Consider the following 23,297-nt stretch of genomic DNA (forward strand, 5'->3'; position numbering starts at 1 on the left):
ATGGCGGCCCAGAGCGGCAAGGACATGCTTTTGAAGCTCGACCAGACCGGGTCGGGCAGTTTTGCGACGGTGGCGGGGCTGCGCTCGCGGAGCCTCGCGTTTAACGCGGCGGCGATCGATGTGACCGATGCCGAGAGCGCCGGGCGGTGGCGCGAACTGCTGGCCGGCGGCGGCATCAAGCGAGCGGCAGTGGCAGGGTCGGGGATATTCAAGGACCAGGCGTCGGACGCGACGATCCGGGCGCTGTTCTTCGCCGGGACGATCCGCAACTGGCAGCTGATCCTGCCCGATTTCGGCACGGTCGAGGGGCCGTTCCAGATCGTGGCGCTGGAGTTCTCGGCCGACCATGCCGGCGAGGTGACGTTCGAACTGGCGCTGGAGAGCGCCGGGCAACTGAGCTTTGCGGTGGCGTGATGGCGAACGCACAGAGGGGTGAAATCTCGGCCGTGTTCGAGGGCGAAGAGCGGGTGCTTTGCCTGACGCTGGGAGCGCTGGCGGAACTCGAGGCGCGGTTGCAGGCGGGGGATTTGGTCGGGTTGAGCGAACGGTTCAGCTCGGGGCGGGTTTCGGCGCGGGACTTGACCGCGATCATCGGGGCGGGGCTGCGCGGCGGCGGCAACGCGGTGACCGATGACGACCTGGCGCGGATGGCGATCGAGGGCGGGCTGAAGGGCGCGGCGGAGATTGCGGCGCGGCTGCTTCGCGCGACATTCGGGGAGGCGGCATGAGGGCGTTTCCGTGGACTGAGGCGATGCAGCTGGGCTTCGGGGTGCTGAAGCTGAGCTCGAAGGAGTTTTGGGGGCTGACGCCGCGCGAGCTCGCGGCGGCGTTCGAGGCGACCAGCGGGCGGGCGCGGGGCGGGGCACCGGGGCGCGAGGTACTCGGCCGGCTGATGTCGGCGTTTCCCGATGAGGTGAGGTGATGGCGGACGCGTTTGGATCGAGCGTCGAAGCGCTTGGTGATGTGTCGCTGGAACTGGAGCGGATCGGCGACCTGGCCGATGGGGTGGGGCGCTCGCTGAGCCGGGCGTTTCGCGGCGCGGTGCTCGACGGCAAATCGCTGAAATCAGTGCTGGGCGAGGTGGCGCGGAGCTTTGCCGACATCGCGCTGAAGGCGGCGTTTCAGCCGATCGGTAACCTCGTCAGCGGGGCGATCGAGAGCCTGTTCCAGGCCACCAACCCGGCAGTGACGCCGTTCGCCAAGGGCGGCGTGCTGGGGAGCCCGACGTATTTTCCGCTCGGGCGCGGGCTGGGGCTGGCGGGCGAGGCCGGGGCCGAGGCGATCCTGCCGCTGGCACGCGGGAGCGACGGGCGGCTGGGCGTGGCGAGTGGCGGTGGCGGGGCGGTGAACGTGACGTTCAACGTGACGGCGAGCGATGCGCGAAGCTTTCTCGGCAGCGAGGCGGAACTGTCGGCGATGCTGCTGCGGGCGGTTCGGCGGGGGACGCGAGGGTCATGACCTTCCATCCCATCCGCTTCCCCCTCGACGTGGCGCTCGGCGCGCGCGGCGGGCCTGAGCGCGCCACTGATGTCGTGACGCTCGCCTCCGGCCGTGAGGAGCGCAACAGCCGGTGGGCGCATTCGCGGCGGCGGTACAATGCTGGCTACGGGGTGAAATCGCGGGCCGATATGCAGGCGGTGCTGGCGTTCTTCGAGGAGCGGCGGGGGCGGTTTCATTCGTTCCTGTGGCGGGACGGGCTCGATTACTCGTCCAACGGGACCGAGGTACCGACGGCGCTGGACCAGGTGATCGGTACCGGTGACGGGGTGCGGGTTTCGTTTGCACTGACAAAGCGATACGGGGCGAACTTCGACCCCTATCTGAGACCCATTACCAGGCCTGTTGCAGGGTCGGTGATGGTGGCGGTGGCGGGCGCCTCCCTCGCTGCCGCCGACTTTTCCGTCGATGCGCTGACTGGACTGGTGACGCTGGATGCGGCGCCGGCGATGGGCGCGGCGGTGACGGCGGGGTTCCTGTTCGATGTGCCGGCGCGGTTCGATATCGACCGGCTGGATGTCGAGCTGACCAGCTTCGATGCCGCCGAGGTGCCGGCCATTCCACTGATCGAGGTGCGTGAATGAGGGTGCTGGAGGCGGGCTTCGCGAGCCACATTGCGAGCGGTGCGACGACGCTGGCGACGTGCTGGCGGATCCAGCGGAGTGACGGGCTGGTGCTGGGGTTCACCGACCATGACGTGGCGCTGAGCTTCGGCGGGACCGAGTACACGCCGGCGCATGGGCTGGATGGTGGGGCGGGGACGGCGAAGCTCGGGGCGCAGGTGGACACCGCCGAGGTGGTCGGCGTGCTGCATTCGGATGCGATCGACGAGGACGACATCCTGCTCGGGCGGTTCGATGGGGCCGAGGTCGAGACCTGGCGGGTGAACTGGCGCGACGTGAGCCAGCGCATGCTGGTGAGCCGGACGACGATCGGCGAGATCGTGCGCGAGGATGGGGTGTTCCGGGCGGAGCTGCGCTCGGGGCAGCACGCCATCAACCAGAAGCGTGGGCGGATCTACCAGGCGCTGTGCGACGCCGAACTGGGCGATGCGCGGTGCGGGGTGGACCTCGATGATCCGGCGTTTCGGGCCGAGGCGACGGTGCTAGGGGTGCGCGACCGGTTCCGGCTGGTGCTCGCGGGGATCGATGGGTTTGCCGAGGGCTGGTTTGCGTTCGGGATTGCCGTGTGGGGCTCGGGCAAGCGCGAGGGCTTGCGGGATCGCGTGGTAACGGCGGAGCGGCTGGGCGGGGTGGATGTGCTGGGGTTCGCGGCGCCGGTGGGGGATTGGGTGGTCGAGGGCGACGGGCTCATCCTGACAGCAGGTTGCGATCGGCGATTTGCGACGTGCGGGAGCAAGTTCGGCAATGCCGAGCGGTTCCGCGGCTTTCCGCATATTCCGGGGAACGACTTCGTGCTGCGCTACCCGCGCTCGGGTGGGCAGATGGACGGGCGGAAGCTGGTCGGATGAGGGCGGACATCGTGGCGGCGGCCCGGGCTTGGGTCGGCACGCCCTATCGGCACCGGGCGGCGACGCTGGGGGCCGGGTGCGATTGCCTCGGGCTGCTCGTCGGGGTGTGGCGCACGGTCTATGGGACCGAGCCGCCGGAGCTGCCGAACTATCGGGCGGACTGGCGGGACGTGTCGCATGCGGGGGAGCTGCAGGCGCTGGCGGAGACCTGGCTGCGGCCGGGGGAGATGACGCCCGGGGCGGTGGTGCTGTTCCGCATGGGGGCATCGGTGCTGCCGCGACATTGCGGGGTGCTGGTGGGCGAGGGGCGGTTCGTCCACGCGCAGGAGCGGCTGGGCGTGGTGGAGGGCAACCTCACCGACGGGTGGCGGCGACGGGTGGCCGGGGTGTTTGCGTTTCCGGAGGTGGAGTGAATGGCAACTCTCGCGCTGTCCGTTGCCGGGCAGTTCATCGGCGGTGCGATTGGCGGGCCGATTGGCGCGACCATCGGGCGGGCGCTGGGGGCGCTGGCGGGGAGCGTGGTCGACCAGGCGTTGTTCGGCGAGAAACCGCAGCAGGCGCCGGGGGCGGATATCCGGCTGTCGGGCTCGGCCGAGGGCGGGGCGGTGCCGCGGCTTTATGGCTGGGGGCGGCTGGCGGGGAACATCATCTGGGCGACCGAGCTCGAGGAGCTGGCAGCCGAGGACTCTGGCGCCAAGGGCACGGCGCAGCCGGAGGAGCGCGAGATCGTCGCGAGCTTTGCGGTGGGGCTGTGCGAGGGCGAAGTGCATCGGTTGGGGCGGATCTGGGCGGATGGGCAACTGCTCGAGACCGAGGGACTGACGCTCAGGTTCTATCGCGGGACCGAGACGCAGGACGTCGACAGCCTGATCGAGGCGAAGCAGGGGGCGGATGCGGCGCCGGGCTATCGCGGGCTCTGCTACCTGGTGTTCGAGCGGCTGCCGCTTGGTGAGTTCGGCAACCGCATCCCCAACATCACGGTGGAGCTGTGCCGCGTGGTGGGCGAGCTGGAGCCGCTGATCCGCTCGGTGACGGTGATCCCCGGGGCGACCGAGTTCGGCTACGATCCGGTGGCGCGGGTGCGGGTGCTGGGGCGCGGGGCGACGGCGCATGAGAATGCACACGCGTCGGCGCTGGTGAGCGACTGGACGCTGTCGATCGACGAGCTGACGGCGCTGTGTCCGAACCTCGAGCATGTGTCGCTGGTGGTGAGCTGGTTCGGCGACGATTTGCGCTGCGGCGAGTGTACGATCCGGCCGAAGGTCGAGGCGGCGAGCCGCAGCGTGCAGGGGGCGAGCTGGAGCGTTGCGGGGCTGACACGGGGGGCGGCGGAGGTGGTGAGCCAGCACGATGGCGCGCCGGCTTATGGCGGGACGCCTTCGGATGCGAGCGTGCGGGCGGCGATTGCTGACCTTCGGGCGCGCGGGCTGGCGGTGACGCTCTACCCGATGGTGCTGATGGATATTCCGGCGGGCAACCCAATGGGGCAGTCGGCTTATCCGTGGCGTGGGCGGATCAGCTGTGATCCGGCGCCGGGGACGCTGGGCTCGCCCGAGGGGACGGCCGCTCTGGATGCGCAGGTGGCGGCGTTTGTCGGTTCGTCCACCGGCTGGGGTTTTCGGCGCATGGTGCGGCACTACGCGGCGCTGGCCGATGAGGCTGGAGCCGAGGCGCTGGTGATCGGCTCGGAGATGCGCGGGATGACCACCCTGCGCGGGACGGGCGGGTTTCCATTCGTCGACGCGCTGGTGGTGCTGGCGGCGGAGGCACGGGCGCTCGCGCCCGGGGTGAAGCTGACCTATGCGGCGGACTGGAGCGAGTATCACGGGTTTCAGCCGCCGGATGCGCCGGGGGACAAGCTGTTCCACCTCGATCCGCTGTGGGCGTCGGGCGACATCGATGCGGTGGGGATCGACAGCTACATGCCGACCACCGACTGGCGCGACGGCGAGGATGGGCCGGATGCGGCGGCCGGCGGGCCGTACGGCTTGGCCTACATCGAGGCGGGGATCGACGGGGGCGAGGGGTTCGACTGGTACTATGAGTCGGCGGCCGATCGGCTGGCGGGGGTGCGGTCGCCGATCAGCGATGGGGCGCATGGCGAGCATTGGGTCTGGCGGTTCAAGGATATCGCCGGCTGGTGGGGCAATGCGCATAACGACCGGGTGGGCGGGGTGCGCTCGGCGACGCCGACGGCTTGGGTGCCGGGGTCGAAACCCGTGTGGCTGACCGAGCTTGGCTGCGGGGCGGTCGACAAGGGGGCGAACCAGCCGAATGTGTTTCCGGACGCCAAGAGCAGCGAGGGCGGGCGGCCGTATTTCTCGTCGGGCGCGCCGGATGCGCTGATGCAGCGGCAGTTTTTGCGGGCGCACCTGAGCCATTGGGAGGGCGATCCGATGGTCGAGCGGGTGTCGCTGTGGACCTGGGACGCGCGGCCTTATCCGGCCTTTCCGGCGGAGATGGCGACCTGGGCGGATGCGGAAAACCATGCGGCGGGGCATTGGCTGACCGGGCGGCTCGGGGCACTGGCGGCGGATGAACTGGCCAGGGCGGTGGCGGCGGATTACGGCGTAACGCTCGGGGCGGCCGATGTGGCGCCGCCGCTGGTGCACGGGGTGACGATCGAGGGCGTGGTGTCGTGGCGCGATGCGACGGGATCGGCACTGGCGGCGGCCGGGTTGAGCGTGCGCGATGGGGCGGATGGGCTTGAGCTGGTGCGGCCGGGGGCGGTGGCGGCGACGCTGGCTGCCGATGGGCTGGTGAAGGAGGACGGGCCGCTGACCGCGCGGCGACGGCCGGATCCGTCCGAGGAAGTGGCGCGGCTGGCATTGGGATTTGTCGATCGCGAGCGGGATTACCTGGCGGGCACGGTGACGGCGATGCGGCCCGAGGGGGCGGCGGTGTCAGCCGAGAATTCGAGGCTGGTGCTCGATGGGGCTTCGGCGCGGGCGGCGGCGGAGCAATTGCTGCTCTCGGCGAGTGCGCGGCGCGACACGCTGGAATTTGCGCTGCCGCCATCGGCGGCGGGGCTCGAGGTGGGCGACGTGGTGGCGCTGGCAGGGGCAGGCGAGGGGCCGTTCGAGATTGCCGAGATCCGCGATGGAGTGGCGCGAAAAATTTCGGCGCGGGCGGTGCCGCCGGTGTCGCGGGCGGCGGTGCTGAGCGACCGGCCGGCGCGGGCGGCGGCGGGACCGGCGCCGGGGGCGGTGCCGGCGTTGCTGGCGGCACATCTGCCGCCGGATGCGGCGAGCCCGGGGCAATCGCGGTTGCTGCTGGCGGCTTATGCCAGCCCGTGGCCGGGGCAGGTGGATGTGCAGCTGACGGCGACTGGCGCTCGGCTGGCGCGATTGGCTCGACCGGCGGCGATGGGTGAGCTGGTGACGCCGCTGACGGCGGGGCCACTGCATTTGCGGGATCGGCGGAGCGTCGAGATTTCGCTCAGCGGCGGACATCTGGCGCCGGTGGATTTCGAGGTGGCGCTGGCGGGTGGCAACCGCATCGCGGTGGAGACCGACGCGGGCGAATGGGATGTGCTGGGCTTTGCCGGCGCCGAACTGATCGCGCCGGGGCGTTATCGGTTGACCGATTTGCTGCGCGGGCTCGGGGGCAGCGATGTGGCGATGGGCCCAGCCGCGGTCGGCAACCGGCTGGTGGTGCTCGACACAACTGTCGCGGTGCTGCCGGTGGAGCCGGATTGGCTCGGCGGTGAGCTGGCGCTGCGGGCCTTTGCCGGGCGGCACGATGCGACCGGGACGGCGTTCACGGCGACGCTGGGGTTGGGCCCGGTGCTGCCGCTGCCGCCGGTGCATCTGCGCGCGGTGCGCGGGCCAGGGGGCGACGTGGCGCTGGGCTGGGTGCGGCGGAGCCGGGCCGATGCCGGCGCCTGGGCGGCGATGGAAGTGCCGCTCGAGCACCTGCCCGAGGCCTATCGGGTGACCATCCTCGATGGCGCGACGCCGGTGCGGAGCCTCGATGTCGCGGCGCCCGCGGCGCTCTACACCGCCGCGATGCAGGCGGCCGATTTCGGCGCACCGCCAGCGGCGTTCGATTTCGCCGTGGCACAGCTGAGCCCGGTGTTCGGCGCCGGGCACGCCGCGGCGGGGAGCTTCAATGCGTAAGACCATCTTCGACGGCCTCGGCGACGCCCTGGCCCGCCAGCGGCTCAAGCTGCTGGCGGGCCTCGTTTCTCACAACCTCAGGAGACTATTGATGAACCTCGGTTTTCTCGACGGCTTCAAAACCTACCTCGTCGCCACCGCCATGGTGCTCGCCGCAATCAGCCAACTGGTCGGCGTCGACCTCCCCAGCTTCGAGGGCCACTCGGCGGGTCAGCTGCTGATGGAAGGGCTGGCGATCTTGTTTTTGCGGAAGGGGATTAAGGGGTAGCGGACACAATGTGAGCGCGCCCTCGGGTGTTGGCCAACTGGACAACTCAGTTTGAGCTGATAAGCATTCCAATCTAATCGGCTGGGGTGTTGGTCAGAATGCACTTGCGAATACTCATGACGTTGCTGCTTGCGCTGGTTTTCGGAACAACGGAGGTAATTGCCCAGGCGTCGCCCCAGCTACCGACCGCCCGAACAGACAAATCTCCGAACAAAAAGACGCAGATCGATATCCTTGCCCAGTTCGACGCACTGACGTCGAAGCTGTATGCCGGCGATGGAAACGGAGCACTTGCGGAGGCAAGGAGTATCCTGGCACGGCCGGATTTTGCGACGATGGACGCCGCTCTCCAATTCCGGTGCTATTTGATGGCTGGGATACTGGAACGGGAGTTGGGATCGCCTGAAGTCGCGATGCAGCATCTCACCACCGCCGGCGAGGCGGAGCCGCAGTTCCGCGATGGAACCTACTGGCAGGCCTATACCCAAGTATCCGCGGATGTGGAGGACTATACAGGCGCCGCGAATGCGATGGCCGAGATCGCTGTGGAGTACCCGGATCTGCTCGACACGTGGAACGAGCGCTTTATTACGCGAATATTGCGTGAAGCCGGGAAATCTGCCGATCGCTCGGTTAAAAAGCATGTTCTCCAGGCGCTGTTGAACAGCGGATATCGGCCGAAATCCGGTTACCTGTCGCTCGAGAATTATTGGCTGGATCTAGTCGACATACATCTCGAAGATGGCGAAGACAGCGAGGCCGCTGCCGTTGCCGCGACGCTTACACAACCGACGAGCATTGCGGCCCTCGGTTTCGACGGTCGACTTGCCGTGTTTGCGCCTTCCGATCTCGAAGCGGCGTTCCGCGAGGCGGTGGACAAGCGAGTCGAAGATGGGCGGGCGTTGCTGGCCACTTACCCGCGCGATGCTCGCGCTGTTGCATTGCTGGCTAATACGTTGGCGGACGTCGACAGCTTGCCGGAGGCTCTAGCTCTTCTGGACGAGGCAATTGCCCGGGTGGACGCGGCCATTGGTCGGCCCGCTTTTGACGACGAAGAAAAGTATCTGGAATGGATACACAACGCGCGCACGCGTATTCTGATGCGGTTGGGTCGTTGGGATGAGGCCATAGAGTCGCAAATTCGCTCCCGCGACATTTCACATTCATATGATCCGGGTGCAGTGAGTCAGAGCATCAACCTTGGCGACCTCTACTACCTCCTTGGCGAACCGGCCAAGGCGCTGGAGGCCGTCGGCGACATGGACCTTGAAAAGGCCAATGAGTTCGGTGTTTCGGCGGCAAAGGAGGTCGAGGCATGCGCCTTTCACCAGCAGGGCGAGACGGCCAAGGCGGCCGAAGCCCTTAACCTCTTGGTGGAGCACGTTGCCGACAATTTCCTCTCCGCGAAGTTGGGATTACTGTGCATAGGAGACAGCGATCGCCTGGCCCGACTCATTGTTGCCCGGCTCCAGGATCCAGCGACACGGCGTGACATGCTGCGGGACTTGCAGATCTACTCACCTCTACCGACAAACACCGAGATGGGTCGGCAGATGGATGCACTTTACGATGAGGTAAGGAACCGCCCGGAGGTGAGGGAGGCGGTAGCGGCAACTGGCAAGATATTGTCTTGGCCCATCTTCCGGCCGGGTACCTAGCCCCGTTCATCCCACATTCAGCCATCCTCCCCCATAACCCTCCCATGAAACACATAGTGACATTGGTGGCGGCCGGCGCGTTGGCGTTGGGGCTGGCTCTTGGTATTGCTGCGCCGGCGGTGGCGCAGGAGTGCCTGAGCCGGCGCGAGATCCAGGAAAAGATCGATACCGGTGAACTGATCCAGCTGTCCGAGGCGATGGCGGCGTCGGAGGTCGACGGCAAGATCATCAGTTCGCAGGCCAAGGTCTGCATGGTGGACGGCCAGTGGGAGTGGCAGGTCAACGTCATGGACGAATATGGCGAAAGCAAACCTGTGAGCTTGCCGGCTCAGTGAAGCCTCACGTAAAATCAAAGTCGGACGTTCTTCGCGCGTAGGGCCGGCTGTCGCCGGGCGCGGGAGCTGTCGTGGCGGCAAAGGGGACGTATCGATGCGCATTCTCGTCGTGGAAGACGACACCAATCTCAACCGGCAGCTAAAGGACGCGCTGACCGAGGGGGGCTACGTCGTCGACGTGGCGTTCGACGGCGAGGAGGGGCACTTCCTCGGCGATACGGAGCCGTACGACGCCGTGGTGCTCGATATCGGCCTGCCGCAGATGGACGGACTCTCGGTGCTCGAGGAATGGCGCCGTGCCGGCAAGAAGATGCCGGTGCTGCTGCTGACCGCCCGCGACCGCTGGAGCGACAAGGTGCAGGGCATCGATGCCGGCGCCGACGACTACGTGGCAAAACCGTTCCATATGGAAGAAGTGCTGGCCCGTGTCCGCGCCCTGGTGCGCCGGGCGGCCGGGCAGGCCTCGAACGAGATCAGCGCCGGCTCGGTGCGGCTCGACGTGAAGGCCGGCAAGGTCACCGTGGACGGGCACTCGGTGAAGCTGACCAGCCATGAGCTGCGGCTGCTCAGCTATCTGATGCACCACAAGGGCAAGGTGATCTCGCGGACGGAACTGACCGAGCATCTCTATGATCAGGACTTCGACCGCGATTCGAATACGATCGAAGTGTTCGTCGGGCGGCTGCGCAAGAAACTGCCGGAGGATTGCATCCAGACGGTGCGCGGGCTGGGCTACCAGATCGCTGAGGACTGAGGCTGTCATTCGTACCGGGACACTATCGGCGAGCGGGCTTCTCCCCTTGTGGGAGAAGGTGCCCGAAGGGCGGATGAGGGGTATCTCTCCGCGCGCTTGGTCGCTCGTCGCTTTGCTCCGATCGCGCAACCCTTGGTTGCGGAACCCCTCATCCGGCCTTCGGCCACCTTCTCCCTCAAGGGGAGAAGGCATCCCGACTGATAGAGCAGGGGCAGGCCGTGACTGACGCACCGCCGGTGCAACCCGCGTCGCAGCGGAAGGGCTCGATCGCGGCGTCGCTGTTCCTGCTGTCGGCGGGGTGGCTGATCGTGGCGCTGGTGGCGACGGCGTTTCTGCTCACCGAGCTTTACTCGCGGGCGCTGGACAACAGCCTCGTCGAGACGCTGGAATTCCACATCGAGACGCTCACCGACCTGAGCCTCCTCTCCGACACGCCGAAATCGGAGGCCATCAAGGTGGCCGACCCGCGCTTCGATCGCACCGGCTCGGGCTGGTACTGGGCGATCCGCGACGACAAGGGCGAGCTGCTCAACTTCTCCAATTCCTATGTCGGCATGGTGCTGGGCCCGCTGCCCGGCGAATTCGACGAGACGAACACCAAGTCGGCGGTGCTCACCGACCCGTTCAACATCAAGATCCGGGTGATCGAGCGTGCCGTGACGGTGAACGGCCTGCCGCTGCACATCATGGTGACGGGCTCGCTCGACGAAATCCTGTCGCTGGTCGACGAGTTCCGCGGGCAGACGCTGATCGTGCTCGGTGCGGTGGCGATCATGCTGGCGGTGATGTCGACGATCGTCGCACGGCTGGCATTGCGGCCGATTGGCCGGTTGCGGCGCGAGGTGGAGCGGGTGCGCGAGGGCGATGCGGCATCGCTCACCGGCGCTTATCCGGCAGAGCTCGCGCCACTGTCGGAGGAGATCAACGAGCTGCTGCGCTCCAACGAGCAGATTGTCGAGCGGGCGCGCAACCAGGTGGGCAACCTGGCGCATGGGCTGAAGACGCCGATCGCCGTGCTGCGCAACGAGGCGGGGGCCGACAAGAAGAACGGGCTTGCGAAGGTCGTCGCGACCGAGACCGAAAAGATGAGCCAGCTGGTGACCACCTATCTCGACCGCGCCCGGCTGGCGGCGCGCTCGACCGTGGTGGGGAAGAAAGCGGACGCGACCCACGTGATGCTGCGGTTGACCCGGGTGATGCAGAAGCTCAACCCGCAGGTGACCATCGCCATGGTGCGGCCCGACGCATCGCTGCCCTGGTTCCGCGGCGACGAGGGCGACCTCGAGGAGATGGCGGGGAACCTGCTCGACAATGCCTGCAAATGGGCGAAGTCATCGATCGGCGTCACAGTGGTGGCGGAGCGTGGCAGCGGCACGGCAAACCTCCTGATCAAGATCGACGACGACGGGCCCGGGCTGACCGAGGAGGAGGCGACCAAGGTGTTGCGCCGCGGTGTCAGGCTGGACGAGAAGACCCCCGGCTCGGGCCTGGGGCTGGATATCGTCAAGGAACTGGTTGACGTCTACGGCGGCTCCCTGCAATTGAAGCGCTCAGTGCTGGGGGGGCTCCTGGCAGAATTGCGGCTCCCGGCCGCAAAGGTGGCGGGTTTCCGCACTTTCGCCTCAATACGCAAGGAATAAGGGCCCGGCCACCCCTAGAGACCCACATGCAGCTGATCGCCCGCGCCCTTCCAGTCCTCGCTATGCTCTTGCTCGCCGGTTGCGGCACCACGGGCTCCTCCGACATGGCCCTCGGCCCGACGCTGCCGGCTCCGAATTCGGCGCTGGCGACGCAGCCGACGATTACCCCCGCTTCGCTCCCGGCGGCCGGCGCAATCCAGACCGCTGGCACCACTATGAACGACGTGACGGCGTTCCTCGATGCCTCGATCGTTGGCAAGCTCAGCGCCAAGGACAAGTCCGAGGCGGCGAGCGCGCAGTTCAATGCGCTGACCTTCGGCCGCCCCGGCGCGCCGCGCGCCTGGACCGGCGACAAGGGCACCTCCGGCAACGTGACGGTTGGCCCCTATGTCACCGTCAACAACATCAACTGCCGCGATTTCACCCACACCGTGACCATCGCCGGCACCGCCGTCGCCCGCAAGGGCACCGCCTGCCGCGAGATCGACGGCACGTGGAGTGTCGCCGGCTGACGGCCCGTAGTGTGGCCGGCTGATCGTCGGCCGACACCGATGTGATCGGCCAGAAACGGCCTGCATAGTCATTTGTTTACCGGCGAGCGCTAGGTTCGGGGACTACCCTTGGACCCATGACGCCCACCGGTTTGCATGCCTGACACTTCCGTTCGTTCCCAGCCCTCTGAAACCGCGACGTCGCGCCGGTCCCGGCACGTCGGCCGGCCGTTCCTTGGGTTGATCGACGCGGTGCTGGTGCCTGATCCGGCCGGCTTCGATTTTGACGGCGGCATCGCCGAGGCGCATGCCCAGGCGGCATGGACCTGGTTGGTGCGCGACGTGGCGCCGGACCTGATCGACCCCAACGCCTCCGACAGCGACCCCGCCGCCCGCGCCGCCCTCGAGCTGCTGATGCCCGAGTTGCTGCAGCGCGCCCGTACCGCTTTTGCGGCGACGGCAGCGACGCAGGAATCGGTGCGGCGGATGCAGATCCAGTTCGGCAGCGACGAGGCCTATGCCCGGCTGCCGATGGTCCTCAATGCGCTCAAGTGCCGGAGCCTGCTCGACAAGGCGCAGGCTTTTGGCCGCGCCGCCAACTCGATGACCGACGAGACGGCGCTGGGCATGGCCCTGCAATCCATGCCGCTCAACGATCATGCCGTCTCGGCGCTGCTGTTCCAGGCGGCGATGGGGCAGGTGGGCAATCCCGGCCGGCTGATGGCCGCGGCGATCCGGTTGGCGGGTTCGGCCACCGAGAGCGCCGTGGCTCGCGCCGGATTCGGGCCGCTGATCGACGCCATGCTGTCGCAGGCGCAGGCGCAAATCCCGGCACTGCATCAATATGGCGCCTTCGCCGACATCGACCTGACCTGCCGCGCCATCGACCGCTTCCACCGGCTGATGCGCGCGGTGACCGGTTATGTCGAGCTCGGACGGCTGACCCGCTGGTCGACGGCGGTGGCCGCGCTGACCAAGACAGTGTCGGAGCTGGTGGAGCCCAAACTGCGCGACGTGGCGCCGGACGTGAACCTGGCGCTGCGGCGGCATGCCGGCACCGACCGGCTCGACAGCGACCAGGTGCTGGCCGCGCTCAACGGCTGCTACGTGCTGGCAACGATCCGCGATTGCCGCGATTCGCTGGCGCTCAATGCCATGTTCGACCAGACCTGGACCCAGGTGGGCCAGGCGCTGGAAGTGCACGTGCAGCGCAACCTCGAGATCTTCCGCCAGAACCCGGGCGACCGGGTCACCGGCGCGCGGCTCGATGCGGCGATCAAGATGGCCGAGCTGCGGTTCAACCCGGAATATGCGGATGTGCTGCGCCGGGCGCGCGAGAGCGCGGAGAAGCGGGCGGGCTGATCAGCCCTTTGCCTTCAGCCGCTCGACCAGCCTCGACGCCACCGCGGTCCCCGCATCTCGCACGTAGAGCTCAGCCGCCTCGGGCACCTTTCCCATGATCGCGATGCCGCCGTTGGCGCCGGGGCGGTGGGGGGCGTAGGTGACGCCGATGGCTTTGAGGGGGTCGCTGGTTTCGGAGTTTTCGAAGATCAGGCAGCCGGGCTCGAACGAGCGGGCATCGGCGGCGGTGAGCACCCAGATCTGCGGTTTGTCGCCGAACCGGCCGGTGAGATAGGCGGGCGGCGTGGGGACGTCCTCCTCCGGCGCGGGCGTGACGGGGACGCGCCAGCCGGTGTCGGTGACTTCGCCCGAGAGCGCGCAGCGCTCGGCAGCCACTGAGCCGGCATCGCGTGGCGCCATGGCGCCGATGTCGACGGCGGCGGCGATGTCGCCGAGCCCGAGTTGCACAGCGCGGGTGGCAAGGCCCGAGACGCCGTGCTTGCTGGCTGCGGCGGCACGGCGGGTGATCAGCGAGGGGCCGCGGTCGAGATAGGTAGCGCCGCGGGCCGCGTCGCGGAATGGCGAGACGGGCGTGCGGGCGTTAGGGGTCTCGAACGCTTCCTCGATGACCGTGTCGACCACCGGCGGGGCGGTCTTGCCGAGAAAGCCCAGCACCGCCGCCTTGCCGCTGCTGAGGGCTGCGGCGGTGGTGTGGAGCCCGGCGGCTGCCCCGGCGAGCGCCATCGCTGGCAGGGTGCCGCGCGGGGCGAGCCAGCCATTGGCGGCGTCCCACGCGGCGGCGCCGCCGGCGCGCAGCCAGAGCAGGATCTCGGGCTGCCAGGCGCCGGCAGCGATCAATTGGTCGGTCTCGATGGCGGTCGAGTCCTGGCGGATCTCGTCGATGGCCACGGCGAAGCCGACGCGCAGGCCCGGCTTGTTGCGCTCGAGCGGCTCGGCGTGGCTGGGCGCCAGCGCCGAGGCCAGGGTGATGCCGGTGGCTTTGGCGAAATCGACGAAGCGCGAGGTGGGGGAAAGGCGGCTGTCGACGATGCGTTGCACCTCGACCCCGGCATCGGCGGCGTGCAAAGCGAGCCGGTAGGCGAAGCTGTGCGGGGTGGTGAACAGCGCCCGCCGGCCGGGCCAGACGCCGAAGCGTTCGGCGCGGAGGAAGGCGGTGAGCGCGCCGACGATGCCGGGCGTGCGGTTGCCCGGGAACAGCGGCAGGCGCTCGGTCGCGCCGGTGGCGAGGATGATGTGCCTGGCGACGATGGCGATCACCCGCGAGGCGGGTTTATCGGCCTCGACCACCACCTGGTGGACGCGCAGCGTGGTGCCGGTGATGGCGAAGGCTTCGGCACGGGTGAGGGTGGTGACGGGGCCCTTGCCGTCGAGGCTGGCAACCAGCTGCTCGATCGTCGTATCCGGCGAGGCCTCGGCATCGACGGCGCCGAAATAGCGGATGGTGCCGCCAAGACTGGGGGTGCGCTCGATCAGCACAGCGCGCTTGCCCGCGGCCGAGGCGGCGGCTGCAGCGCTGAGGCCCGCGACGCCACCACCGACAATGGCGAAATCGGTCTCGATGGTTTCGTCGATGGGGGCGCTGTGCCAGGGCGGGGTGCCTACCGCGCCATCGCCGAAGCGGTGGTTGAGGGTGCGGGCGGGGCCGACCAGCTTGTTGCGCAAGGCGCCGAGGATGCCGCCCGAGGCGATGGGATCGCGCCGTAGGCCGATGGTCACGAGGTTGAGCCCGGGCAACGCTGGCGTGCGGTCCATCGGCAGCGCACCGCCCTTGCCCGAGGAGACCAGCGGGGAGAAGCTCTCGTCGAGCGCCAGCGCGTCGTCGCCGTGGCGGCCGGCGATCTGGATGCCGGTCGCGAGGGCCGCCGAGAGGACGGTGTCGCCGAGGAAGCCGTCGATCATTCGCCCGTTGAGGCGGAACTGTACCGGCGTCTTGCGATCGAGCTCGGCGCCGCCAAGCCCGTGCGGGGCGTCGGCCCGGAGTCGGTGGGGAGTGTCGCTCACGCCGGCACCGCCTGGTAGTCGGCGGCCTGCAGCCGGAGGTTGCCGCGGGTGGGGCCGCGGGCGGCGAACCATTGCGCCTCGTCGGCGGGCGAAACGTCGGCGATATGGCGGGCGAGCGCGGGGGCGAGGAACGCCGCGGTCGGGCCGAGACCGGCTATGACGGTGGTCTTCTGGCCGCGGGCCTGGCCGACGAACGGCGCGCCATCGCTGGTGCGGAGGCTGCCGACCATGGTCTCGCCAGCAAGGCGCAGTGGCCCGGTCTTCGCCGCGGCGCTACCGAGTCGAGCGCGCGCCGTCGCCGGATCGCCGGCGACCAGCGCCGAGACGCTGACCTTGCCGTCCTGCCCGAGGATGACGCCACGGTCGAGGAAGGCGATGTAAGGGGCGGGGAGGGGCTTGCCGGTCTCGAGGAGGTGCGCGGACCCCGATATCGCCTCGAGGCTACGATCGCGTGCGTCCTCGGGCAGGTGCTCGAGCACGGCGTCGTCGCCCGCGAGGATCACCTGTGCCGCCTCGACGCTGCGGCCGTCATGGACGATGCGGGCGGTACCGTCCTTGCGGATGGTGAGCTCAGTCTGGGCGCGATCGAGATGGCGCACCTCGTGCGCGGCCAGCCAGGCCTCGATGGCCGGCTCCAGGCGGCCGTGACAGAGCATCTGCGCATCGCGGACGCGCAGCATCAGGCCTTCGGAGATGCTGCGGTCGGCGACCGGCTCGACCGCATAGTCGAGCGCCAGGGCCAGATGGCGGAAATGGCCGAGCGCCGCGATGCTGTAGGGGGTTTCGGCGACGAACAGCGGATCGATGCGGCCGAGCAGGCCCTTTCCCCAGCCGCTCACCAGCCTGGTGGTTTCGGCAGCGACGCGCTTAGTCAGCAGCAGGGTTTCGGGCCGGGTGACCGGCGCCACGGAGATATCGATGCTGCGCTGCAGGCGGAACGGCGAGAACGGCTCGCCGACGAGGCAGACGCGCCGCTTGTGCTCCATCGCGAGCAGGCCGGCGAGCAGCCCGGCAAGCGGGGTCAAGCCGACGATCAGGTAGTCGTAGCTGCCATCGGCCATGAGTTTAGCGGACCATTGTTCGGGCTGCGGCAATGCGCCTCCCACACATCGATGTGTGCGGGTGCATAAATTGCCAGAATGCCTTTATAGATCGGGCGCGTTTCCGCACCTTCGCATGAGGCAGAGCCCTGCACATGATATTTTGGTCGCTCGCTTTTGTGGTCACAGCCATAGCCTGCGCCGCCCTCTATTATGCGGGGGCCGGGCGGAGGGTCAACGCGACTGCCGCTGTTGTAGACAGCCCTGAGGTCGCGCACCTGAAGCTGCAGCTGAGGGAAATCGAGTCGGACCTGGCGCTCGGGCGGCTCGGGCCGGCTGAAGGCGTGGCCGCGAAAGGTGAACTGGCGCGTGAACTGATGCGGCTGAAGGGGACGACCAAGCCTCTGACCGACACCGGATCGCGGCGCGGCATCGTGGCGGGTGCAGCGGTGGCGACCGCATTGCTGGCCTTCGGCGTCTATAGCGCGCTTGGCCGGCCGGACCTGCCGGCACAGCCGCTGACCGAGCGCAAGGACGTGCCGCCTCCAGAGATGACGCTCGACGACGCGATCGCTCGCATCGAGGCGCAACTCAAGGCCAAGCCCGACGATCTGCGGGGCTGGAGCGTGATCGCGCCAGCCTACATGCAACTGGGGCGCTTTGCCGATGCGGCAGCGGCACTGCGCAAGGTGATCGAGCTCGATGGGCCGACCGCGGATCGCGAGACCGACCTGGGCGAGGCGCTGATGATGGCCAAGGACGGCGACGCCAGCGGCGAGCCGTTGGAGTTGTTCCGCAGCGCGTCGAACCGCGACGTGAAGCACGTGCGCTCGCGCTACTACCTCGCCAGCGAAGCGACGCGCGCGGGTGACTTCGCCAACGCCAAGGCCCAGTGGCAAGCGCTGCTGAAGCTGAGCACCGGTGGCGAAAGCTGGGTCGCCAATGCCGAGGCCGGACTGGCAGCGGCCGAGGCGGGGCTCGGCCGCGACATGCCTGCCAATGCCGACGTCGCCGGCATGGTCGAGGGGTTGTCGAAGCGTCTGATGCAGAGCGGCGGCACGATCGACGAATGGACGCGCCTGGTGCGCTCGCGGCTGGTGCTGGGGCAGACCGAGGCGGCACAACTGGCCTATGATGCGGCTCGCAAGGCCTATCCCGATGCGGGCGCTCGCGCGGAACTCGATGTTCTCGCAGCGGATAATGGATTGGTAGCAAGCAATTGACTCGCAAGCAGAAACGTCTCGCCATCATTGGCGGCCTTGGGGCCGTTCTGGTCGTTGCGGCGACGCTGATCTTCGTGGCCCTGCGCGACCAGATCGTGTTCTTCTATTCGCCGAGCGAAGTGAAGGAACGGTCGATCGCCGCCGGCACGCCGATCCGATTGGGCGGGCTCGTCAAGGAAGGCACCTGGAAGAAGACCGGCGAAACGTCGGACTTCGTGGTGACCGACGGTGAGACCGAGATGCCGGCGCATTATGTGGGGCTGCTGCCCGACCTGTTCCGCGAGGGGCAGGGCGTGGTGATCGAGGGCAGCGTTACGTCCGAGGGGACGTTCGCCGCGACCAACGTGCTGGCCAAGCACGACGAGAATTATATGCCCAAGGAGTTGGTCGAGGAGTTGAAGAAGCGCGGCGAGTGGCAGCGCGAGGGGGCTCCGCTGTGAGGATGTTTTTGTCATCGGGGCTGAAAGATATCGCACCAGCGCCTATCGGGGGTGCTCGATGAGCATCGAACTCGGCCATTTCGCCCTCGTTCTCGCCTTCGCCATCTCGGCGATCTCGGCGACAATCGGGCTGGTGTTCTGGAAGCGCGAGGCGCTGGCCGGGTATCTGCAGCAGGGGGCGATCCTGCAGTTCCTGCTGGTTGCGGCGGCGTTCGCGGCGTTGGTCCAGGCGTTCGTTACCTCGGATTTCTCGCTGAAGCTTGCCTATGAGCACGCCAATTCGGCGCAGCCGCTGATCTTCAAGATCACCGCCGTGTGGGGAAACCACGAAGGCTCGATGATCCTGTGGGTGCTGATCCTCGTGATCATGGGCGCTGCCGTCGCGGCTTTCGGGCGCAACCTGCCCAAGGATCTGCTGACGCTGGTGCTGGCGGTGCAGAGCCTGATCGCGGCGGCGTTCACGGGGTTCACGCTGTTCACCTCGAACCCGTTCCTCAGGCTCTCGCCGGCGCCGTTCGAGGGGCAGGATCTCAACCCGATCCTGCAGGATATCGGTCTCGCGGTGCATCCGCCGCTGCTCTACATGGGCTATGTCGGCTTCTCGGTCTGCTTCAGCTTCGCCATGGCGGCGCTGATCTCGGGCCGGATCGATGCGGCATGGGCGCGCTGGGTGCGGCCGTGGACGCTGGTGAGCTGGTGCTTCCTGACGCTCGGGATCGCGATGGGCTCGTACTGGGCCTATTACGAGCTCGGCTGGGGCGGCTGGTGGTTCTGGGACCCGGTGGAGAACGCCAGCTTCATGCCGTGGCTCGCCGGCACGGCGCTGCTGCATTCGGCGCTGGTGATGGAAAAGCGCAACGCGCTGAAGATCTGGACCATCTTTCTCGCCATCATCACCTTCTCGCTGAGTCTCCTCGGCACCTTCATGGTGCGCTCGGGCATTCTCACCTCGGTGCACACTTTCGCCTCCGATCCAACGCGCGGCATGGTGATCCTGGCGCTGCTCGCGGCGTTTATCGGCGGAGCATTCTCGCTGTTCGCCTTCCGCGCTTCGACGCTGCGGCACGGTGGGCTGTTCGCGCCGATCAGCCGCGAGGGGGCGCTGATCCTCAACAACCTGTTCCTCGCGTCGGCCACCGTGGCGGTGCTGGTGGGAACGCTCTATCCGCTGCTGCTCGATGCCATCGCGCATGAGACCATTTCGGTGGGCGCGCCCTTCTTCAACCTGACCTTCGGGGTGATCATGGCGCCGCTGCTGATCATCCTGCCGTTCGGGCCGTTCCTTGCCTGGAAGCGCGGCGACCTGATCGCGGTGACGCAGCGGCTGGCGGGAGCGGCCGGATTGGCGCTGTTCGCGGCGATCCTCTGCTTTGCGCTTGGTGGAGCCGAGGTATCGCTGGCGCCGCTGGGGCTCCTGCTCGGCTTCTGGGTGGCGTTCGGGGCACTGGCCGAGCTGGTCGACCGGGCGAAGTTCTTCCGCACGGACGTCTTGACCTCGTTCAAGCGGCTGTTCGGCCTGCCGCGCACCGCGTGGTCGACGGCGATCGCGCATGTCGGCATTGGCGTCACGGTGATCGGCATCGTCGCGGCGAGCGCCTGGGGCACCGAGCTGGTGACCACCGTGGTGCCGGGACAGGGCGTGGTGATTTCGGACCACCAGGTGACGTTCGACGGCATGCAGCATGTCGAGGGGCCGAACTACGTCTCCGATACCGGGCGCTTTTCGATCCGGGCGCCGGGCGGCGGGGTGCGCGAGGCGCTGGCCGAGCGGCGCGTCTACAATGCGAGCGGCCAGCCGACCACCGAGGCGGCGATCGAGACCTATGGCTTCAGCCAGCTCTACCTGCAGCTGGGCGAGCCGCAGCCCGACGGCAAATCGGTGGTGCGGCTGTGGTTCAAGCCCTACGTGACGCTGATCTGGCTCGGGTGCCTCTTGATGGCCGGCGCCGGTTTCCTGTCGCTGAGCTATCGCCGGCTGCGCATCGGCGCGCCAAAACCCGCCGCGCAGCGGGTGGCAGCCGAATGAGGGCGATCCTCGCGCTAGTGATGCTGGCGTTGCTGAGCGTTCCGGCACTGGCCGTGCGGCCGGATGAGCTGTTGTCCGACCCGGCGCTCGAGGCGCGGGCGCGGGCGATCTCCGAGGGACTGAGGTGCCTCGTTTGCCAGAACCAGTCGATCGATGATTCCGATGCGGACCTCGCGCATGACCTGCGCGTGCTGGTGCGCGAGCGGCTGACCGCCGGGGATACCGACGACCAGGTGCGGGCTTATCTCGTGGCGCGGTACGGCGAGTATGTGCTGCTGAACCCGGTGATGGCGCCGCACACGATCTTGCTGTGGGTCGCGGCGCCGGTGGTACTGGTGCTCGGCGGGATCGCGGTGTTCATCGGCGCGCGACGGAAACGGGTGGCGGGGCAGGCTGCGCTGACCGAGGATGAGGCGAAGGCGATTGAGGAGCTGGAGCGGTAGGCACGATGCGTCCGTAGTCGCCTTCTCCCACAAGGGGAGAAGGCGCTGTGGAGAGCTCGGGGTCGGTGACGACTCGGTCCGCGACCGGTAGTCCTCTTTCGTGTCCCTCACCGACCTGCTCCCCGCCGATCTCCCCCTCACTACCGCCCTCGCGCTCATCGCACTGAGCTTCATCACCTCGCTCATCACCGCGACCTTCTCGCTCGGCGGCGGCACGCTGATGGTGGCCGTGCTCGCACTCGTCTTCCCTCCGACCGTCGTCGTGCCGCTGCATGGCGCCATCCAGCTTGGCTCGAATGCCGGGCGGGCGGTGGTGCAGCGAGGGCATATCCAGTGGCCGCTGGTGCTGTGGTTGTCGCTGGGCGGAGTGATCGGCACCGTTGTCGGCGGGCAGTTCGCCAGCCTGTTGCCGGCGACGGCGCTGCAGGTGGCCATCGCGGCGTTCGTGTTGCTGACCACCTGGCTGCCGCAGCCGAAGGTCGTCGGGAAGTCCCGCGTGGCGCAGGTGATCGGCGGTGCGGTGATTGCGGCGGTGTCGATGGTGGTCGGGGCCACCGGGCCGCTGGTGGCGGTGTTCATCAAGGGGTTGGCGGACCGGCGGCAGTTGGTTGCGACTCACGCCATGTTGATGACGCTGCAGAACAGCTTCAAAGTCGTCATGTTCGTGCTGCTTGGCTTCGCGTTCGCGGCCTATCTGCCGCTGATCCTGGCGATGATCCTTTCCGGCTTCGCCGGCACGGCGATCGGCAGCCGGCTGCTGGTGAAGGTGCCGGAGGCGGCATTTCGCTGCGGTTTCAAGATCGTGCTGACGCTTGTGGCGCTCGACCTGCTGCGCGAGGTGCTGCTCTGAGCGCGGCCTCCGCCGGGCCGAACATTACCGATTATTAACACCCGGGTCACGGTGCAGAAAGGCGGCCGGCTCCATATGTCTGGCCCATAAATGAGTGCCTGACTGAAGGAGATCATCATGCCCTCGACTAACTCTTCCCGCGCTCGCCGCTGGATCGGGGCCTCGGCTCTGGCGATCCTCGCCGGTATCGGCGGCGGCACCGCGTTCGTTGCGGCGACCGCACCTTCCACCGCCCAGAGCGCCAAGCTCCTGCCAGCCGCGCAGATCACCCCGCCGGCCGTGACCAACGCCCCGAACTTCGCCGATCTCGTCGAAGCCGTGAAGCCGGCGGTGGTTTCGATCATCGTCGAAGGCGGCGAGAAGCAGGATACGCGCCAGCTGCAGCGCGGTGGTCCGCAGTTCAAGTTCGATTTCCCCGATCTGCCGGACGATCATCCGTTCAAGGACTTCATGGACCAGTTTGGCCAGCAGTTCGGCCAGGATGGCGGGCAGGGCTCCGGCCAGCCGCAGCCGCCGCGCAAGTTCATGGCAGCCGGTTCGGGCTTCGCCATTTCGGCTGACGGTTACATCGTCACCAACAACCACGTCGTCGAGAACGCCGACAAGGTGACCGTCGTGTTCGACGACGGCAAGGAAATGACCGCCAAGGTCATCGGCACCGATGAGAAGACCGACCTCGCCGTGGTGAAGGTCGAGGGTGCGACCGACCTGCCGTTCGTCAAGCTGTCGGAAACCGAAGTGCGCGTCGGCGAATGGGTCGTCGCGGTCGGTAACCCGTTCGGCCTCGGCGGCACCGTGACCGCCGGTATCGTTTCGGCTCGTGGCCGCGATATCGCCGGCTCGGCCTACGGCGATTTCCTCCAGATCGACGCCGCGGTGAACACCGGCAACTCGGGTGGCCCGGACTTCAACATGAACGGCGAAGTGGTCGGCGTGAACACCGCGATCTTCTCCCCCAACGGCGGTAACGTCGGTATCGCCTTCGCGATCCCCGCCAGCGTCGTGAAGCAAGTGACCGGCCAACTGATCCAGAGCGGCAGCGTGACCCGTGGTTTCCTCGGCGTCGGCATCCAGGATGTCACCAGCGACATCGCCGACAGCGTGGGCCTCAAGGATGCGGCTGGTGCTCTCGTCACCGAGCCGTCCAAGGACAGCCCGGCCGACAAGGCCGGCGTGAAGTCCGGCGACGTGATCACTGCGGTTGACGGCCAGTCGGTCAGCAACGCGCTCGATCTGAGCCGCACTATTGCCGGCAAGAACCCGGGCACGGCAGTCGAACTGTCGATCTGGCGTGACGGCAAGGAGCAGAAGATCTCCGTGACGCTGGGCAAGCTCGACGAAGCTGCCGCTCCGACTGAAGAGCAGCAGCAGGCGCCTGCCGAAGAGCCCGCCGCTCCTGCTCCGACCAGCGTCGGCCTGACGCTGGTGCCGAACTCGGGTGGCGAAGGCCTGCTGATCCAGGACGTCGATCCGAACTCGCCGGCCGCCGAGAAGGGCTTCGCCGTGGGCGACACCATCCTCGAGGTCAACAACCAGGCCGTGAAGTCGGTCGAGGACTTCGAGAAGGCCATCACGGCCGTCAAGGATGCGGGCCGCAGCACGGCCCTGGTGAAGGCGCAGCGCGAGGGCAACACCCGGTTCATCGGGCTGCCGATCACTGAAGCCAAGTCGTAATCACAC

At 67.9% G+C, this 23,297-nt stretch carries 23 protein-coding genes; 21 read left to right on the forward strand and 2 right to left on the reverse strand.

From position 1 onward, the window contains the following. From AC1DV8_RS09350 to AC1DV8_RS09420, 15 genes are all read left to right on the forward strand, one after another. Positions 1-414 (forward strand): phage major tail protein, TP901-1 family, encoded by a 414-nt coding sequence (locus tag AC1DV8_RS09350; protein WP_477157267.1) that lies wholly within the window; start codon positions 1-3, stop codon positions 412-414. After that, entirely contained in the window at positions 414-728 is a 315-nt protein-coding gene (locus tag AC1DV8_RS09355) for a gene transfer agent family protein (RefSeq protein WP_477150199.1), read from the forward strand. The genes AC1DV8_RS09350 and AC1DV8_RS09355 overlap by 1 nt, the downstream gene beginning before the upstream one ends. Further along, complete coding sequence (locus tag AC1DV8_RS09360) at positions 725-922, forward strand: rcc01693 family protein (RefSeq protein ID WP_477150200.1); 198 nt, start codon at positions 725-727, stop codon at positions 920-922. Before AC1DV8_RS09355 ends, AC1DV8_RS09360 begins: the two co-directional genes overlap by 4 nt. Continuing rightward, positions 922-1,458: a phage tail tape measure protein gene (locus AC1DV8_RS09365; protein ID WP_477157268.1), complete on the forward strand. Its 537-nt coding sequence runs from the start codon at positions 922-924 to the stop codon at positions 1,456-1,458. Before AC1DV8_RS09360 ends, AC1DV8_RS09365 begins: the two co-directional genes overlap by 1 nt. Further along, the gene (locus AC1DV8_RS09370) at positions 1,455-2,081 is read left to right on the forward strand and encodes a phage distal tail protein, Rcc01695 family (RefSeq protein WP_477157269.1); all 627 of its coding nucleotides are present in this window, start codon (positions 1,455-1,457) and stop codon (positions 2,079-2,081) included. Before AC1DV8_RS09365 ends, AC1DV8_RS09370 begins: the two co-directional genes overlap by 4 nt. Then, positions 2,078-2,968 carry a DUF2163 domain-containing protein gene (locus AC1DV8_RS09375; protein WP_477157270.1) on the forward strand — a complete coding sequence of 297 codons (891 nt, stop codon included), beginning with the start codon at positions 2,078-2,080 and terminating at the stop codon, positions 2,966-2,968. The genes AC1DV8_RS09370 and AC1DV8_RS09375 overlap by 4 nt, the downstream gene beginning before the upstream one ends. Beyond that, complete coding sequence (locus AC1DV8_RS09380) at positions 2,965-3,381, forward strand: NlpC/P60 family protein (RefSeq protein ID WP_477157271.1); 417 nt, start codon at positions 2,965-2,967, stop codon at positions 3,379-3,381. The genes AC1DV8_RS09375 and AC1DV8_RS09380 overlap by 4 nt, the downstream gene beginning before the upstream one ends. Then, complete coding sequence (locus tag AC1DV8_RS09385; RefSeq protein ID WP_477157272.1) at positions 3,382-7,086, forward strand: baseplate multidomain protein megatron; 3,705 nt, start codon at positions 3,382-3,384, stop codon at positions 7,084-7,086. Then, the gene (locus AC1DV8_RS09390; protein ID WP_477157273.1) at positions 7,079-7,354 is read left to right on the forward strand and encodes a hypothetical protein; all 276 of its coding nucleotides are present in this window, start codon (positions 7,079-7,081) and stop codon (positions 7,352-7,354) included. Before AC1DV8_RS09385 ends, AC1DV8_RS09390 begins: the two co-directional genes overlap by 8 nt. A gap of 116 nt (positions 7,355-7,470) precedes the next feature. After that, positions 7,471-9,012 (forward strand): hypothetical protein, encoded by a 1,542-nt coding sequence (locus tag AC1DV8_RS09395; protein ID WP_477157274.1) that lies wholly within the window; start codon positions 7,471-7,473, stop codon positions 9,010-9,012. 44 nt (positions 9,013-9,056) lie between these two features. Beyond that, a complete protein-coding gene (locus tag AC1DV8_RS09400; RefSeq protein ID WP_477157275.1) occupies positions 9,057-9,347 on the forward strand; it encodes a hypothetical protein in 291 nt (96 codons plus the stop codon). A gap of 94 nt (positions 9,348-9,441) precedes the next feature. After that, positions 9,442-10,101: a response regulator transcription factor gene (locus AC1DV8_RS09405; RefSeq protein WP_291311524.1), complete on the forward strand. Its 660-nt coding sequence runs from the start codon at positions 9,442-9,444 to the stop codon at positions 10,099-10,101. 218 nt (positions 10,102-10,319) lie between these two features. Then, the gene (locus tag AC1DV8_RS09410) at positions 10,320-11,741 is read left to right on the forward strand and encodes a sensor histidine kinase (RefSeq protein ID WP_477150210.1); all 1,422 of its coding nucleotides are present in this window, start codon (positions 10,320-10,322) and stop codon (positions 11,739-11,741) included. A 26-nt stretch (positions 11,742-11,767) separates the two neighbouring features. Next, a complete protein-coding gene (locus tag AC1DV8_RS09415) occupies positions 11,768-12,253 on the forward strand; it encodes a hypothetical protein (RefSeq protein WP_477157276.1) in 486 nt (161 codons plus the stop codon). A gap of 135 nt (positions 12,254-12,388) precedes the next feature. Continuing rightward, positions 12,389-13,594: a hypothetical protein gene (locus AC1DV8_RS09420; RefSeq protein ID WP_477157277.1), complete on the forward strand. Its 1,206-nt coding sequence runs from the start codon at positions 12,389-12,391 to the stop codon at positions 13,592-13,594. Here the strand turns inward: AC1DV8_RS09420 and AC1DV8_RS09425 are convergent, their stop codons facing one another. Then, on the reverse strand, positions 13,595-15,595 hold the full coding sequence (locus AC1DV8_RS09425) for an FAD-dependent oxidoreductase (RefSeq protein WP_477157278.1): 2,001 nt from the start codon (positions 15,593-15,595) through the stop codon (positions 13,595-13,597). After that, the gene (locus AC1DV8_RS09430) at positions 15,592-16,689 is read right to left on the reverse strand and encodes a hypothetical protein (RefSeq protein WP_477157279.1); all 1,098 of its coding nucleotides are present in this window, start codon (positions 16,687-16,689) and stop codon (positions 15,592-15,594) included. Before AC1DV8_RS09430 ends, AC1DV8_RS09425 begins: the two co-directional genes overlap by 4 nt. 101 nt (positions 16,690-16,790) lie before the next feature. On the opposite strand from AC1DV8_RS09430, the gene ccmI reads away from it, so the two are divergent. From ccmI to AC1DV8_RS09460, 6 genes are all read left to right on the forward strand, one after another. Then, positions 16,791-17,858 (forward strand): c-type cytochrome biogenesis protein CcmI, encoded by a 1,068-nt coding sequence (gene ccmI / locus AC1DV8_RS09435; RefSeq protein WP_477157280.1) that lies wholly within the window; start codon positions 16,791-16,793, stop codon positions 17,856-17,858. Further along, complete coding sequence (gene ccmE / locus AC1DV8_RS09440; protein ID WP_477150216.1) at positions 17,855-18,298, forward strand: cytochrome c maturation protein CcmE; 444 nt, start codon at positions 17,855-17,857, stop codon at positions 18,296-18,298. The genes ccmI and ccmE overlap by 4 nt, the downstream gene beginning before the upstream one ends. A 58-nt stretch (positions 18,299-18,356) precedes the next feature. Next, positions 18,357-20,324 (forward strand): heme lyase CcmF/NrfE family subunit, encoded by a 1,968-nt coding sequence (locus AC1DV8_RS09445; protein ID WP_477157281.1) that lies wholly within the window; start codon positions 18,357-18,359, stop codon positions 20,322-20,324. Further along, the gene (locus AC1DV8_RS09450) at positions 20,321-20,767 is read left to right on the forward strand and encodes a cytochrome c-type biogenesis protein (protein ID WP_477157282.1); all 447 of its coding nucleotides are present in this window, start codon (positions 20,321-20,323) and stop codon (positions 20,765-20,767) included. The genes AC1DV8_RS09445 and AC1DV8_RS09450 overlap by 4 nt, the downstream gene beginning before the upstream one ends. Before the next feature lie 100 nt (positions 20,768-20,867). Continuing rightward, positions 20,868-21,617, forward strand: coding sequence for a sulfite exporter TauE/SafE family protein (locus tag AC1DV8_RS09455; RefSeq protein WP_477157283.1), 750 nt, complete (start codon positions 20,868-20,870; stop codon positions 21,615-21,617). 117 nt (positions 21,618-21,734) lie between these two features. Next, entirely contained in the window at positions 21,735-23,291 is a 1,557-nt protein-coding gene (locus AC1DV8_RS09460; protein WP_477157284.1) for a Do family serine endopeptidase, read from the forward strand. Positions 23,292-23,297: the final 6 nt, after the last annotated feature.

The organism is Devosia sp. P3_B2, assembly GCF_056402875.1.